Source organism: Ruoffia sp. FAM 26254, from assembly GCF_045528545.1.
Classification (GTDB): Bacteria; Bacillota; Bacilli; order Lactobacillales; family Aerococcaceae; genus Ruoffia; species Ruoffia halotolerans.
Genome location: NZ_JBGQQY010000011.1, coordinates 1 through 12,502 on the forward strand (window position 1 = coordinate 1; position 12,502 = coordinate 12,502).

Genomic DNA, 12,502 nt, shown 5'->3' on the forward strand with positions numbered 1-12,502 from the left:
TGGTGAATTAACCATATCAGAAAGGGGGTCTTTTTTCATCACCTAATGGGTGATGAAGCAGATTACTTTAAAGACTATTAAATCAATGTTAGGAAAGACTATTAGTAAAACTATGAATTATTCAGGTGAGTTTTAATGTCTAAAGAATTATTTTTTACGTAATTCTCCTAAAATTTCTTCTAATAATTCAGTTTCAGTTGGTCCAGCAGGTTCTTCGTCTGGAGCAACGATTTTTTTATTTTGTACTTTCTCTAACGCTTTAAGTGTTAAGTATAAGAATAAAGCCACTAAGATAAAGTTAATAATAGCTTGTAAGAATAACCCAACAGCTAATTCAGTGTTACCAATTGAAATAGCAACACCGGATACATCTGCTTGACCTGTGACTGCCACAATAATCGGCATGAAAATATCGTTAACTAATGAATTAACAATTGCAGTAAATGCAGAACCCATAATAATACCGGTTGCCATAGTGATAATGCTGTCGTTCGCAATAAAGCCTTTAAACTCTTTCCACATAAGAACATCCTCCTCAAGGATAATAATAAAATAAATTGCTAATTCAAATATACCACGTTTTCAATTAAAACTCTAATCATGTGATTATAAGAATTACTTATCTTGGCAGGGTGAGCTGACTATTGAGCGTCATTTGCTTGAATGTATTTTTCAATCGGAAAAGCCTCTTTATCAATGTCCCAAGCATCAGTTTCAACGAGTTTTGCCCACTGATAGCCTAAGAATGGCCCACTTGTTAGACCAGATGATCCTAAGCCACTGACTGCCCAGACATTGTCTAAGTCTGGTACTACACCAACAAGCACTGAGAAATCTGACGTATGCGCCCGTGTTCCTACTTTAGATTCAACGATGTCATGGTCATCAACACTTGGCATCCATTTTCTAGCTTCATCTCGTAATTCATGTAGCACAGCTTCATCAACATCTAAGTTGTCGCCTTGGTCATCTTCGTGTGTTGCACCAATGATAATTTCACCATTATTGAATGGGATGATATCACTTTGTCCTGGAGGCATGATCACTGGCCAATGCTGGTCAATCCAGTCAGTATTTTTAAGCACAAAGAGTTGACCCTTTTGAGCGCGAATATCAACCTTGTATCCTAGAGGTTCTAATATGTTTGTTAAACCAGGACCAGGAGAAAGAAGTAAGCGGTCAAAATTATGCTTAGCCACCGAAGGGGTAGAAATGTAGATATCCCCACTTTCTTTCTTAAGTTGGGCTTTTTCACGAATGATTTTCCCACCTAAGTCTTGAATTGCTTGGTGAAGTGTATCAATAAGGGCATCACCATGAACGCGACCCCCACCTTCAACCCACGTCGCTGGATGATCCGATTCAATTGAAGGTAAATAATCCGAGATATCTTCTGTTGAAAGTTTCTTAACTTCTCCAATTGAAGGTGAAGCTTCTTGTTTCGCTTCTGCTTGATCAAGGTCTTTTTGAACGCGTTTATCTGTATTTCGAATCATGATCGCACCATCGATTTGATAGATAGCGTCTGTATTATAACCATCATCTTTCAAATCTTGCATAAACTGATGATAAAACTCAGCCCCTTTAGATACTAGAAAGTACCAAGGCTTATTCCGACGTAAAGAGAACCAAGGGCAGATAATACCTGCAGAAGCGCGCGTAGCTTGGCCAACTCCGTGGTCAAAGACTGTGACTGTGTGACCAGACCGCGCTAAATAGTAAGCCGCCGTTGAACCGACAATACCCCCACCAATAATTGCAATTTTTTTAACCATACTATCACCTTTCCTGATTACTTGTTCCCTATATTATAAAGGATTTTTATGTAAAAAAACAAAAAATCTCTGTCCAACGTGCCAGTAATCACTGGGCTCGCACGCTAGACAGAGGGTTTTTATTGAATGTTTTTAAAATTGATATTTTCTAATGAGTTTTTCGATGGTTGGTGACTTGAATAGGAACGTTAATATAATCGTGTTAATTGGTAATGAGATAAGATTTTTAACAATTCTCATTGGCATGAAAGCAGCCCATGCTCGGCCATACATCATGCGAATCCACACGGAATTCAAACCTAAATTGATAATTAATGTCACGAGTAAAACCGCAACAAACACACGTTTCCAACTGATTGGCTTACGCCATAGAACCCAGCCGTAAATCCATCCACCTAAAGCGGCACTTAACGTGAAGCCAGGGAAAAAGAACCCACTCCCACTAATGAAAAAAGTGATTAAGTCTGTCACTGTTGAAACGAGCAAAGCGAAAAAGGGACCAAATAAAATCCCACTAAAAGCTGTACCGACAAAGCCAAGGCCGATTTCAGCTAAGTTACCGAAATTTAAAGACGGAATGAAACTTAAGACAATCCTTGCGGCGATCATAACCGCCATTAAAGTTAACTGCGACGTTGTAACTTTCCTTGGTCTAATGTTCTGCTCGACGTCTACCTTCTTGTTCATATAAATACTCTCCTCTTTCACAGAGAGCCACACAGTGATATGCAGCGAATGCAAAAATAAATCGCACCTAGTTCAGTGAACCAAGTTTCGTTTCTTAGCAACATCCCATCTAAGAACACTTCACGCTTATTTTTTACTCTGTTATCCTTTATTTAATTGTTTCCAATTATATCTTCATTATACTGTATTTTTGTTAGAAAATATAGCTCACTAAGGAAGAAGGGCGCTGTATTAAAAATCTGCTTGTTCTAATAGAGACAAGAAGATACCTAAAGCTAAAGCATCCGCCGCTCCACCAGGACTCAGATGTCGTTCAATCATCACTTGGTCATATTCGTGCAGCGCTTCTAGAAATTCGCTCGGCTCATTAGGATCATTAAATAAAGTAAGTGCTTCCATCTTAATGGTTTCCCAAGCTTCGAACCCACCCCGGTGAATAATATTGCCGTCTTCAATGTGTCCCATGATGAGTAGCAATGCTTTTAATAAATTATGTTCTAGTATTGGATCATCTAAACTACGTAAATAGGGCATCAACACATCTTGTAAGATAGGGTAGCCACTAACTGCTTCGCCACGAATCCCCGTAATGCCATGTTCAATATACAATCTCTCGCCATGAGATAGTTTTTCTCTTGTATGCACATCATCAAAATCTTTCAGTAAGATATCTTTGGTCATTAAACGAATCAATTGAAACGCTTCGGTTGTATGAGAAGCTGACCAAGTCGATAACTGCTTACGCTCAATAATATAACCTACAGCTACAAGTAAAAGGGCGAATGAAAAGTTAGCACCTTTATGAGTATTAATACCATGCGTTGCTTCAAACATAGCGATTTCCGCATTAATCCCAATACGTCTTGAGCCGTTAAATAATTCACTTAAATCTTCTGTTTGATGCAAACTTCTCCCTAAGTCATAATACTGCTTAAAGAAAGGTTCAAAAGACATTACGCTATCAATAAACGTGTAATAGTTCATATCTCGATGCGAACCATTATTGAAACGATCCACTAAACCTGGTTTAGGTGATAAAGAAACCTCATACATCAAAGCTTTCGTTGCGAGACGGGGAATGCGATGATGGATTGAGTGTACATTATCCAATATTACGATTCTCCATATCTTCAATAATAAACTTCAATGAATGATCGAGATGCTCATGAATAAGCATGGTCATTGTTTCAACATCTTTCTTTCGCATCCCTCTTAAGATTAAGAAGTGCTCTTCTAGTGCAATTTTACTGCGAACTTCTGAACGAATGGATAATTCTCTAAAGTAAACGAGATAGGCTTGCAGCTCATCAATAATTTTCAGTAGACGACGCATCTGTGACTTTTCATAAACATAAGCATTAAACCCAGAGAAATTATTAATTAGGTTATCAATTCGGTCATCAGATTCTTTTGTCTGAATGCTATCCCCGCTTTGTAAATGGCGCTCAAGTTCATCGAAATCCTCCTCGGTCATCAGGTGCATAGCTTTCGTAAAGGCAAGTGTGTCGAGTGCTTTACGAATATCATAAATTTCATATGCATCTTTAATACTAATCCCTCTAACAATCATCCCGATACCCGGAACATGCTCAACCAGTTCTTCTTTTAAGAGTTGTTCGAGCGCATAGCGAATAGGAGTTCGACTAATGTTCATTTCTTCTGAGAAAACGGATTCATTAATACGCTCACCTGCGGGAATTTCACCTAAGATAATGGTACGCTTAAATGCATGATAGACAGAAACTTTTAACGTTTGATTGGAATTGATATCTAAATTTGCCTTAACGGCTTCAACTGTAGAATCCATTGTATACCTCCTAAATTATATATTACTCTTTTCAAAGGACAAAATGTGTCATTAAACAATGCACTTGAATTGTATACTTATTTGAGTTGAAATTCAATAAGCTATGGTAATAGCTTCAATTCAACATACATAAATACAAAATACTAAAAAAACGAAGGTGCACTTTGTTAAAAGTATACCTTCGTTATAAACACATTTGTTACATTGATTATCCAAAGAAGCTTAGTAAGATACCAGCTGCAACAGCTGATCCGATAACTCCAGCTACGTTTGGTCCCATTGCGTGCATTAATAAGTAGTTATTAGGGTTTGCTTTAATCCCTTCAGACTGTGCAACACGTGCAGCCATCGGTACAGCAGAAACACCTGCAGAACCAATTAAGGGATTCACTTTACCATTTGTTAGTTTGTACATAAGTTTACCCATAAGGACACCACTTGTCGTACCAATAGCAAAGGCGAATAGACCTAAGAAAATAATTTTGATTGTATCAAATGATAGTAATGTAGCGGCATCTGCTGAAGCACCTACTGAAATACCTAAAAGAATTGTAACGATATACATCATTGAATTCTCTAAAGTTGTTGTGATTAACGGTACAACTTTACTTTCACGAATTAAGTTTCCTAACATTAACATCCCAACTAATGATGCTGCTGAAGGAATTAGTAAACTCACGAATAAAGTAACAACGATTGGGAAAATGATTTTTTCCTTTTGTGATACTGGACGTGCTTGCGTCATAACAGTTGTTCTTTCTTTTTCAGTTGTTAACGCACGCATAATTGGCGGTTGAATAATTGGAACAAGCGCCATGTATGAGTAAGCAGCAATCGCAATTGTTGGCAAGATATGCTCAGCTAATTGAGAAGAAATATAGATAGCTGTTGGGCCATCTGCTCCCCCAATAATACCAATCGCAGCAGATTCACTTGGCGTCATACCTAAGGCTAATGCACCGAAGAATGCAGCGAAGATACCGAATTGAGCAGCTCCACCTAATAATAATGTTTTTGGATTCGCAATAAGCGGACCAAAGTCAGTAGATGCTCCTAAACAGAGGAAGATCAGTGGTGGGAATATTCCGAGCCCGACCCCTTGATATAAGTAATGAAGCAATCCACCATTCTCTGTTGCAGTAGCAGGATCCATTAATCCCGTCAGAGGTAAGTTAGCTAGTAACATACCGAATCCAATTGGAATTAATAAATATGGTTCATAGTTTTTAGAAACGGCTAAAAAGATTAAAACCAAAGCCAACATAATGACGATAATTTCCTGTATAGTTATACTTAAAAACCCGGAAGTTTGTATAAGTTCATTGATTGTGTCTAACATGTAAACGAATACCTCCTATATAGTCAGTAGTAATTGATCAGATTGTACACTGTCACCTTGACTGACACTAATTGAACCAACAACACCATCAGCAGGAGCAACAATTTCGTTCTCCATCTTCATAGCTTCTAAGACGATTAATGTATCCCCTTGAGCAACTGATTGACCTGGTGTGACAGCAACTTTTAAGATAGTTCCAGACATTGGTGCGTTAATTTCTGTTCCGCCTGATGCTGCAGCAGGTGCTGGAGCACTTTGTGTTTCTTGAGTAGCAGGAGCAGCTGTTTGACCCGTTGACATATCTGCATCAGCAGGTAATTCTTTTACCGATACGCGGTATACTTCATTATTAATTTCGATTTCGTATTTTTTCATGATTTATATCCTCCGATTATTTAATTCGTTTTGATTCTTGGATTTCTAACTTTTTGTTTGGCTCATCTTCAGACGCTAATGCTAAAGCGACTAATTCAGCAACTTGTTGATGCTTTTTGTTTGGTGCTAAGTTGTTTGTGTTTACTGCAGGTGCTGGTTTAGCTGCTGCAGGTGCAGGTTCGGCTTTATCACTTCCGTTAACAAACTTTGCAATCATTTCTGTTAGTCCCCAAAGAACTAGTAGTACTGAAAATACTGTAAGCATGGAAACGATAGTTAACATCAAACCGTCCATAATACTGATTGATTCCATCTAATTAAATTCCTCCTTCGTTCATCGACTCTTTATTGACCGTAGCGTGCTTGAATCTTAATTGTTTCTCCAGCTACTGGTTTAGGTTGATATTTTCTTTCTAGGTATTGCTGACCCACTTGTGGGAATAAAGTATAAGTTAATACGTCTTCATCATTTTTACCTAGGTCGCCTAATTCAGCTTTAAGTTTTTCGAACTCTGGATCTAAACGATCTGCTGGACGCGTTTCGATGACTTCTGCGTCACCGATAATTGAGCGACGGAATTCCTCATCCACTGGTGCAGGAGATTTACCATATAAGCCTTTTAAGTAGTCCTTAATTTCGTTAGGCACCATCTTGTAGCGTTCTCCAGCTAAGACGTTGAATACCGCTTGTGTTCCAACCATTTGACTCAAGGGTGTTACAAGTGGTGGGAAGCCCATGTCCTCACGAACAGAAGGAACTTCGTTAAGTACAGCATCGTATTTATCTAAAGCACCTGCTTGGCGGAGTTGTGAGTTTAAGTTCGATAACATACCACCAGGAACTTGGTAAATTAAAGCTTTAGGATCAGCGAACATCATTTTACTGTCTAATGTTCCGTCTGCTAAATATTTATCACGAATGCCTTTAAAGTAGTCCGCAATTTCTTCTAAAGTATCAATGTTTAAGTGTGTATTAATATTTAATTCTTCTAATGTTAATGCCATTGATTCAGTAGGTGGTTGACTTGTTCCTTCAGCTAATGGAGAAATCGCTGTATCAATAATATCAACGCCATTCTCAACAGCAGCTAAGTAAGTCATTTGTGACACACCACTTGTTGCGTGCGTGTGTAAGTTTAATGGCACATCAATCACAGCTTTAATCGCTGGAATTAATTCACGAGTAACAGCCGGAGTTAAGATACCAGCCATGTCTTTAATACAGATTGAGTCAGCACCCATATCGTTGTATTCTTTTGCTAGTTTTGTGTAATACTCAACGGTATGAACATCACTTGTTGTATATGCAATTGCTAATTGTGCATGTGCACCGTATTTCTTAACTGCTTCAAGTGAAGCGCGAACATTACGTGAATCGTTTAACGCATCGAAGATTCGGAAGATATCAATGCCGTTCTCAACAGCCTTTTGAATAAACTTATCAACAACATCATCAGCATAGTGACGGTAGCCGATTAAGTTTTGACCTCTAAGTAACATCATCAATTTCGTATTCGGCGTACGTTTACGAATTTCGCGTAGTCGTTCCCATGGATTCTCATCTAAGAAACGAATCGCTGAGTCATAAGTTGCACCCCCCCAACATTCAAGTGCGTAATATCCCGCCGAGTCCATTTTCTCAATAATTGGAAGCATATCTTCTGTCGACATGCGCGTTGCCATCAAACTTTGATGCGCATCTCTCAAGACGGTTTCATTAATACGTACTTCAACCATATATATATCAACCTTTCTCATAAGTTATATTTATCTTTATTGTAAGCGAAAACACCTTGGAATGAAATTCTTTTTTGGGAAAATACTGTTCTAATGGTGTTTTTTTGCGTATAAATTTTTGCATAAAATAAAAACAGGATTAAATATAACTCTAAAAGACCTTAAATAGATTGCTGATTAAAACGGCTTTATATAGAAGAAGTAAATTTAATCCAACAATACTATAGGTGATTCTGTCATAATATTTACATCATAATAACATTCTAATCGACTGATAACGTTAACATGTTAGGCAGCATAAGGATTAGAATTATAAAATACAGGGGAAAAACAACACGATTAATAAAATTAATATATAATAAATAGTGGAATGAAGAAATAAATGATTTTCTTCATACAATATTGGTTTGGGGCAGGCAATAGAACTTTTAGTCAATAAAAAAGGAAGATGATAGTGTATACAACGAAACGTTTATGGATTCATCGAAGCCAAAGTGCACGCAAAGATTGGGAAGATTTATTAGAAACTTCCAACTTAAGCACTCAGGAACAGACCGATTATACAGTCGGTATTTATAAAGGTGATGATCTCGTTGCTACTGGTTCATATGCTGGCAACGTTATTAAATGTGTAGCCGTTCATTCAGACTATCAATCAGAAAACTTTCTGACGGATATTGTTGTCCATCTAATGGATCAACTAAGAAGTAATGGCTCAAATCATTATTTCGTCTATACATGTCCAAAGAATAGTGTTTACTTTAAATCACTAGGCTTTAATAAGATTGTAGAGACGTCGAATGTTACCTTCATGGAATTTGGTCATCCTAATTTTGAAGATTACTTATCTATGTTAAGTAATCATAAAAAAGAAGGAAACAATGGCGCAGTCGTTATGAACGCCAACCCGATTACTAAAGGACACCTTCACTTAATTGAAGAAACAGCCAAACGAAGTGATTACGTGTATGTATTCGTTCTGTCTGAAGATCGTTCTGAATTTAATGATGAGGAGCGGATGATGTTGGTAAAACGTGCAACCGCTGACATGACAAATATCATTGTCTTACCAACGAATGATTATATGGTCTCTTCGGCAACATTCCCATCGTACTTCTTGCGAGATCGTGCTCAAGAAAGTGTCGCACGAATTCAAGCAACGGTTGATGCTACGTTATTTAAAGAAAGAGTGGCTCCGATTCTTAATATCAGACACCGCCTCGTCGGTAAAGAGCCCTATTCACGCGTAACAGAGATTTATAACGAAAGTATGAGCGAAGTTTTTCAAGATGATTTGGAATTAGAAATTATTCCAAGATTAGAAGTAGAAGGTGAAGTGATTAGTGCAACGAAAGTACGTCAAGCACTTTCGGAAGGTCATCCAGAAAGCATTAAAAACTTAGTTCCAAGTACAACGTACGACTATATTCAAAACAAAAAATAAATTTGAGGTGAAAAAGATGGAAATTAAACAAAATGGTGTCGCAGGGACGGTAGAGTCATCTGACATTATGGTCACTGTGGCCCAATCAGATAATGGTATCGTGATTGAACTAGAAAGTAGTGTAGAGAAACAATTCGGAGCACAAATCCGTAAAGTCATCAAAGAAACTTTAGAAAAACTTGGAGTGGAAAACGCAAAAGTAACTGCTGTTGACCAAGGTGCATTAGATTGTACCGTTCAAGCAAGAACAATTGCAGCTGTTTATCGCGCTGCTGATGAAACTACATTTAACTGGAAGGAGATTGCAACATGGAGCGTTTAAGAAGAACGATGATGTTTGTGCCTGGTGCTAACGCAGCAATGCTTAGAGATGCGCCTCTATACGGCTCAGATGCAGTAATGTTTGATTTAGAAGATGCAGTATCATTGAACGAGAAAGATACTGCACGTATGTTAGTACATAATGCATTAAAAAATATCGACTATAGTAACGTTGAAACGGTTGTTCGTATTAACGATTTAAAAGCTGGTGGAGATCAGGATATCGAAGCATCAGTATTAGGTGGCGTGAACGTGATTCGTTTACCAAAAACTGAAAATGCACAAGAAATCAAAGACGTCGAAGCTGTTATCGAACGAGTTGAGAGAGAAAACGGCATCGAAGTGGGTACAACAAATATTATGGCTGCGATCGAATCAGCTACAGGTATTTTAAATGTACGTGAGATTGCTCACGCGTCAGACCGCTTAATCGGTATCGCTCTAGGAGCAGAAGACTACGTGACAAACATGAAGACTGAAAGAAGTGCCACTGGAGAAGAATTATTCTTCGCACGTAGCTTCATTCTACATGCAGCGAGAGATGCAGGTATTGCAGCTTTAGATACTGTTTATTCAGACGTAGATAACGAAGAAGGCTTCAGAAATGAAGTACAACGTATTAAACAATTAGGTTTCGATGGAAAATCAATTATCAACCCTCGTCAAATTCCAATTGTTCATGATGAATACGCACCAACACAAAAAGAAATTGACAATGCAAAAGAAATTATTTGGGCAATTCAAGAAGCTGAAGAAAAAGGTTCAGGGGTTATCTCTGTTAACGGAAAAATGGTTGATAAGCCAATCGTTGAACGTGCTGAGCGTGTGATTGCTTTAGCTAAAGCAGCGAATATCATTACAGAGGAGGAACTATAATTATGGTTAAGAATACAGTCGGTCGCGATATTCCACAACATATTGTTGATCAATACGGTGCTTATGGAGAAGAATCTAAATACAGCACACAATATGAAGAGACTATCCGTAAAATCAATCCTATTAAACTAGGTGATGACAAATTAGTAGGTAGCTTACGTGAAGCGATTGAAAAAACAGGACTTAAAGACGGTATGACAATTTCTTTCCACCACCACTTCCGTGAAGGTGACTATGTATTAAACATGGTCATGGATGAGATTGGAGCAATGGGAATTAAAGATTTAACGATTGCACCAAGTTCAATTGCTAACGTTCATGAGCCATTAATCGAACACATTAAAAATGGTGTAGTCACAAACATTACATCAAGCGGTTTACGTGATAAAGTCGGAGCAGCAGTTTCAGACGGAATTATGAAAAACCCAGTTGTACTACGTTCTCATGGTGGACGTGCACAAGCAATTGCATCAGGCGAAATCAAAATTGATGTTGCCTTCATAGGTGCGCCAAGTTCAGATGCCTATGGAAATATAAATGGTACTAAAGGTAAAGCAATTTGTGGCTCATTAGGTTACGCGAAAGTGGATGCAAGATATGCAGACAACGTTGTAGCCATTACAGACTCATTAATGCCTTATCCAAATACACCAATTAGCATTCCTCAAACAGATGTTGACTATGTTGTTGAAGTTGATGCTATCGGAAATCCTTCAGGGATTGCTAAGGGGGCAACTCGATTCACGCAAAACCCTAAAGAATTAGTTATCGCAAAATACGCTAACCAAGTGATTACGAACTCACCATACTTTAAAGATGAATTCTCATTCCAAACAGGTACAGGTGGTGCATCATTAGCTGTATCTCGTTACTTACGTGAAGATATGATTAAAGAAAATATCACTGCTAGCTTTGCTTTAGGTGGTATTACAAATGCAATGGTGGAGCTACATGAAGAAGGTTTAGTAGATAAATTAATTGATGTTCAAGACTTCGATGCACCATCAGGAGAATCATTAGGACGTAATCCTGAGCATACGGAAATTGACGCGATTTTCTACGCTTCCCCATTATTTAAAGGGGCTGCGATCAACCAGTTGGATGTATGTATTTTATCGGCACTTGAAATCGATACAGAATTCAATGTTAACGTTGTTACTGGATCAGACGGAGTAATTCGTGGAGCCATTGGTGGTCACCCAGATACAGCATCAGCAAGTAAGATGTCATTAGTTATCTCACCGTTAGTTCGAGGAAGAATACCGACTGTTGTTGAGCAAGTTAACACAGTCATTACACCAGGATCAAGTGTTGACGTAGTTGTTACTGAAATTGGTATTGCCATTAATCCACAACGTCAAGATTTAGTAGAACATTTCAAGAACGTTGATATTCCACAATTTACAATTGAAGAATTAAAAGAGAAAGCTTACGCAATAGTAGGAACACCTCAACCAATTGAATATGGAGAGAAAGACGTTGCTTTAATTCAATACCGTGATGGTACGATGATCGACGTTGTTCGCAATGTATAAGGATGAAGTATTTAATGGCCCGGAAGTGAGTTTAATGGAGATGCTGGATGCGCGTGAAAAACGTGCATTCAGACAGACCCAGATTATTAATCAACATTCTCCGGGTTCATTATTATCTGTCACTTTGAATATACCAGGTAATATTAAAACATCTCTTTATCTAGTGGGTGTCTTTGAAGAAATGCTGACGGAAATAAAAGCAAAGTTAGACGATGTGACGGTTCAGTTTTCAGAAGATTTGAACTTGCCAACTGGGCCAGAAGCATATTTCTTTGTGGATATTGATAGTATTGAATTGAAAAAAAGAATGGTGGCACTTGAAGAAACGCATTCAAAAGGCCGTGTCTTTGATTTAGATGTTGTTAAATTAGAAGACGGAAAATTAAGCAGTTTGAAGCGTGAAGAGGTTGGAGTAGGAAAGCGTCAATGTTATATTTGCGACCGTCCAGCTAAAGAATGTGCTCGTTCTCGCAAACACTCAATTGAAGAATCACAAGAAGCAATCGCAAATATCCTTTTAGGATAAGTGATTGTCTATTGGGTTTTATGTGAAGAAATACACATGTAAAGAACAGTTAAAAGACAGTGCGCATATTGTTTTAATAG

14 protein-coding genes and 1 riboswitch are annotated in these 12,502 nt (G+C 38.0%); of the genes, 5 read left to right on the plus strand and 9 right to left on the minus strand.

The window, feature by feature from the left end:
- Positions 1 to 147 precede the first annotated feature (147 nt).
- From mscL to ACEN3Z_RS04345, 9 genes are all read right to left on the minus strand, one after another.
- Entirely contained in the window at positions 148 to 522 is a 375-nt protein-coding gene (gene mscL, locus ACEN3Z_RS04305) for a large conductance mechanosensitive channel protein MscL (RefSeq protein WP_407089777.1), read from the minus strand.
- A 119-nt stretch (positions 523 to 641) separates the two neighbouring features.
- Entirely contained in the window at positions 642 to 1,775 is a 1,134-nt protein-coding gene (locus ACEN3Z_RS04310; RefSeq protein WP_407089778.1) for an NAD(P)/FAD-dependent oxidoreductase, read from the minus strand.
- Positions 1,776 to 1,907: 132 nt separating this feature from the next.
- A complete protein-coding gene (locus ACEN3Z_RS04315; protein WP_407089779.1) occupies positions 1,908 to 2,462 on the minus strand; it encodes a folate family ECF transporter S component in 555 nt (184 codons plus the stop codon).
- 40 nt (positions 2,463 to 2,502) lie between these two features.
- Positions 2,503 to 2,605, minus strand: a riboswitch (THF riboswitch).
- 88 nt (positions 2,606 to 2,693) lie between these two features.
- Positions 2,694 to 3,572, minus strand: a complete 879-nt coding sequence (gene citG / locus ACEN3Z_RS04320) for a triphosphoribosyl-dephospho-CoA synthase CitG (protein ID WP_407089780.1) — start codon at positions 3,570 to 3,572, stop codon at positions 2,694 to 2,696.
- On the minus strand, positions 3,565 to 4,269 hold the full coding sequence (locus ACEN3Z_RS04325; RefSeq protein ID WP_407089781.1) for a GntR family transcriptional regulator: 705 nt from the start codon (positions 4,267 to 4,269) through the stop codon (positions 3,565 to 3,567). The genes citG and ACEN3Z_RS04325 overlap by 8 nt, the downstream gene beginning before the upstream one ends.
- 208 nt (positions 4,270 to 4,477) lie before the next feature.
- A complete protein-coding gene (locus ACEN3Z_RS04330; protein ID WP_407089782.1) occupies positions 4,478 to 5,608 on the minus strand; it encodes a sodium ion-translocating decarboxylase subunit beta in 1,131 nt (376 codons plus the stop codon).
- 15 nt (positions 5,609 to 5,623) lie between these two features.
- Positions 5,624 to 5,983, minus strand: a complete 360-nt coding sequence (locus ACEN3Z_RS04335; RefSeq protein WP_138403882.1) for a biotin/lipoyl-containing protein — start codon at positions 5,981 to 5,983, stop codon at positions 5,624 to 5,626.
- A 16-nt stretch (positions 5,984 to 5,999) separates the two neighbouring features.
- On the minus strand, positions 6,000 to 6,296 hold the full coding sequence (locus ACEN3Z_RS04340; protein WP_138403881.1) for an OadG family protein: 297 nt from the start codon (positions 6,294 to 6,296) through the stop codon (positions 6,000 to 6,002).
- A 32-nt stretch (positions 6,297 to 6,328) separates the two neighbouring features.
- Positions 6,329 to 7,720: an oxaloacetate decarboxylase subunit alpha gene (locus tag ACEN3Z_RS04345; protein ID WP_407089784.1), complete on the minus strand. Its 1,392-nt coding sequence runs from the start codon at positions 7,718 to 7,720 to the stop codon at positions 6,329 to 6,331.
- A 448-nt stretch (positions 7,721 to 8,168) separates the two neighbouring features.
- Between ACEN3Z_RS04345 and citC the strand changes: the two genes are divergently transcribed.
- Genes citC through citX form a run of 5 tightly spaced genes read left to right on the plus strand, consistent with a single transcriptional unit; the run spans position 8,169 to position 12,422 of the window.
- Positions 8,169 to 9,164, plus strand: a complete 996-nt coding sequence (citC, locus tag ACEN3Z_RS04350) for a [citrate (pro-3S)-lyase] ligase (RefSeq protein WP_407089785.1) — start codon at positions 8,169 to 8,171, stop codon at positions 9,162 to 9,164.
- 16 nt (positions 9,165 to 9,180) lie between these two features.
- Positions 9,181 to 9,486, plus strand: coding sequence for a citrate lyase acyl carrier protein (citD, locus tag ACEN3Z_RS04355; protein ID WP_218930095.1), 306 nt, complete (start codon positions 9,181 to 9,183; stop codon positions 9,484 to 9,486).
- Positions 9,474 to 10,361, plus strand: coding sequence for a citrate (pro-3S)-lyase subunit beta (gene citE, locus ACEN3Z_RS04360; protein WP_138403877.1), 888 nt, complete (start codon positions 9,474 to 9,476; stop codon positions 10,359 to 10,361). Before citD ends, citE begins: the two co-directional genes overlap by 13 nt.
- A 2-nt stretch (positions 10,362 to 10,363) precedes the next feature.
- Positions 10,364 to 11,896, plus strand: a complete 1,533-nt coding sequence (citF, locus tag ACEN3Z_RS04365; RefSeq protein ID WP_407089786.1) for a citrate lyase subunit alpha — start codon at positions 10,364 to 10,366, stop codon at positions 11,894 to 11,896.
- Complete coding sequence (gene citX / locus ACEN3Z_RS04370) at positions 11,889 to 12,422, plus strand: citrate lyase holo-[acyl-carrier protein] synthase (protein WP_407089787.1); 534 nt, start codon at positions 11,889 to 11,891, stop codon at positions 12,420 to 12,422. The genes citF and citX overlap by 8 nt, the downstream gene beginning before the upstream one ends.
- Positions 12,423 to 12,502 lie beyond the last annotated feature (80 nt).

Excerpts from the sequence above, each read along its gene's own strand:
- citF (WP_407089786.1), top strand. The coding sequence starts at position 10,364 with ATGGTTAAGAATACAGTCGGTCGCGATATTCCACAACATATTGTTGAT.
- ACEN3Z_RS04340 (WP_138403881.1), bottom strand. The coding sequence starts at position 6,296 with ATGGAATCAATCAGTATTATGGACGGTTTGATGTTAACTATCGTTTCC.
- ACEN3Z_RS04345 (WP_407089784.1), bottom strand. The coding sequence starts at position 7,720 with ATGGTTGAAGTACGTATTAATGAAACCGTCTTGAGAGATGCGCATCAA.
- citE (WP_138403877.1), top strand. The coding sequence starts at position 9,474 with ATGGAGCGTTTAAGAAGAACGATGATGTTTGTGCCTGGTGCTAACGCA.
- citC (WP_407089785.1), top strand. The coding sequence starts at position 8,169 with ATGATAGTGTATACAACGAAACGTTTATGGATTCATCGAAGCCAAAGT.
- citX (WP_407089787.1), top strand. The coding sequence starts at position 11,889 with ATGTATAAGGATGAAGTATTTAATGGCCCGGAAGTGAGTTTAATGGAG.
- ACEN3Z_RS04335 (WP_138403882.1), bottom strand. The coding sequence starts at position 5,983 with ATGAAAAAATACGAAATCGAAATTAATAATGAAGTATACCGCGTATCG.
- mscL (WP_407089777.1), bottom strand. The coding sequence starts at position 522 with ATGTGGAAAGAGTTTAAAGGCTTTATTGCGAACGACAGCATTATCACT.
- ACEN3Z_RS04315 (WP_407089779.1), bottom strand. The coding sequence starts at position 2,462 with ATGAACAAGAAGGTAGACGTCGAGCAGAACATTAGACCAAGGAAAGTT.
- citD (WP_218930095.1), top strand. The coding sequence starts at position 9,181 with ATGGAAATTAAACAAAATGGTGTCGCAGGGACGGTAGAGTCATCTGAC.
- ACEN3Z_RS04310 (WP_407089778.1), bottom strand. The coding sequence starts at position 1,775 with ATGGTTAAAAAAATTGCAATTATTGGTGGGGGTATTGTCGGTTCAACG.
- ACEN3Z_RS04325 (WP_407089781.1), bottom strand. The coding sequence starts at position 4,269 with ATGGATTCTACAGTTGAAGCCGTTAAGGCAAATTTAGATATCAATTCC.
- ACEN3Z_RS04330 (WP_407089782.1), bottom strand. The coding sequence starts at position 5,608 with ATGTTAGACACAATCAATGAACTTATACAAACTTCCGGGTTTTTAAGT.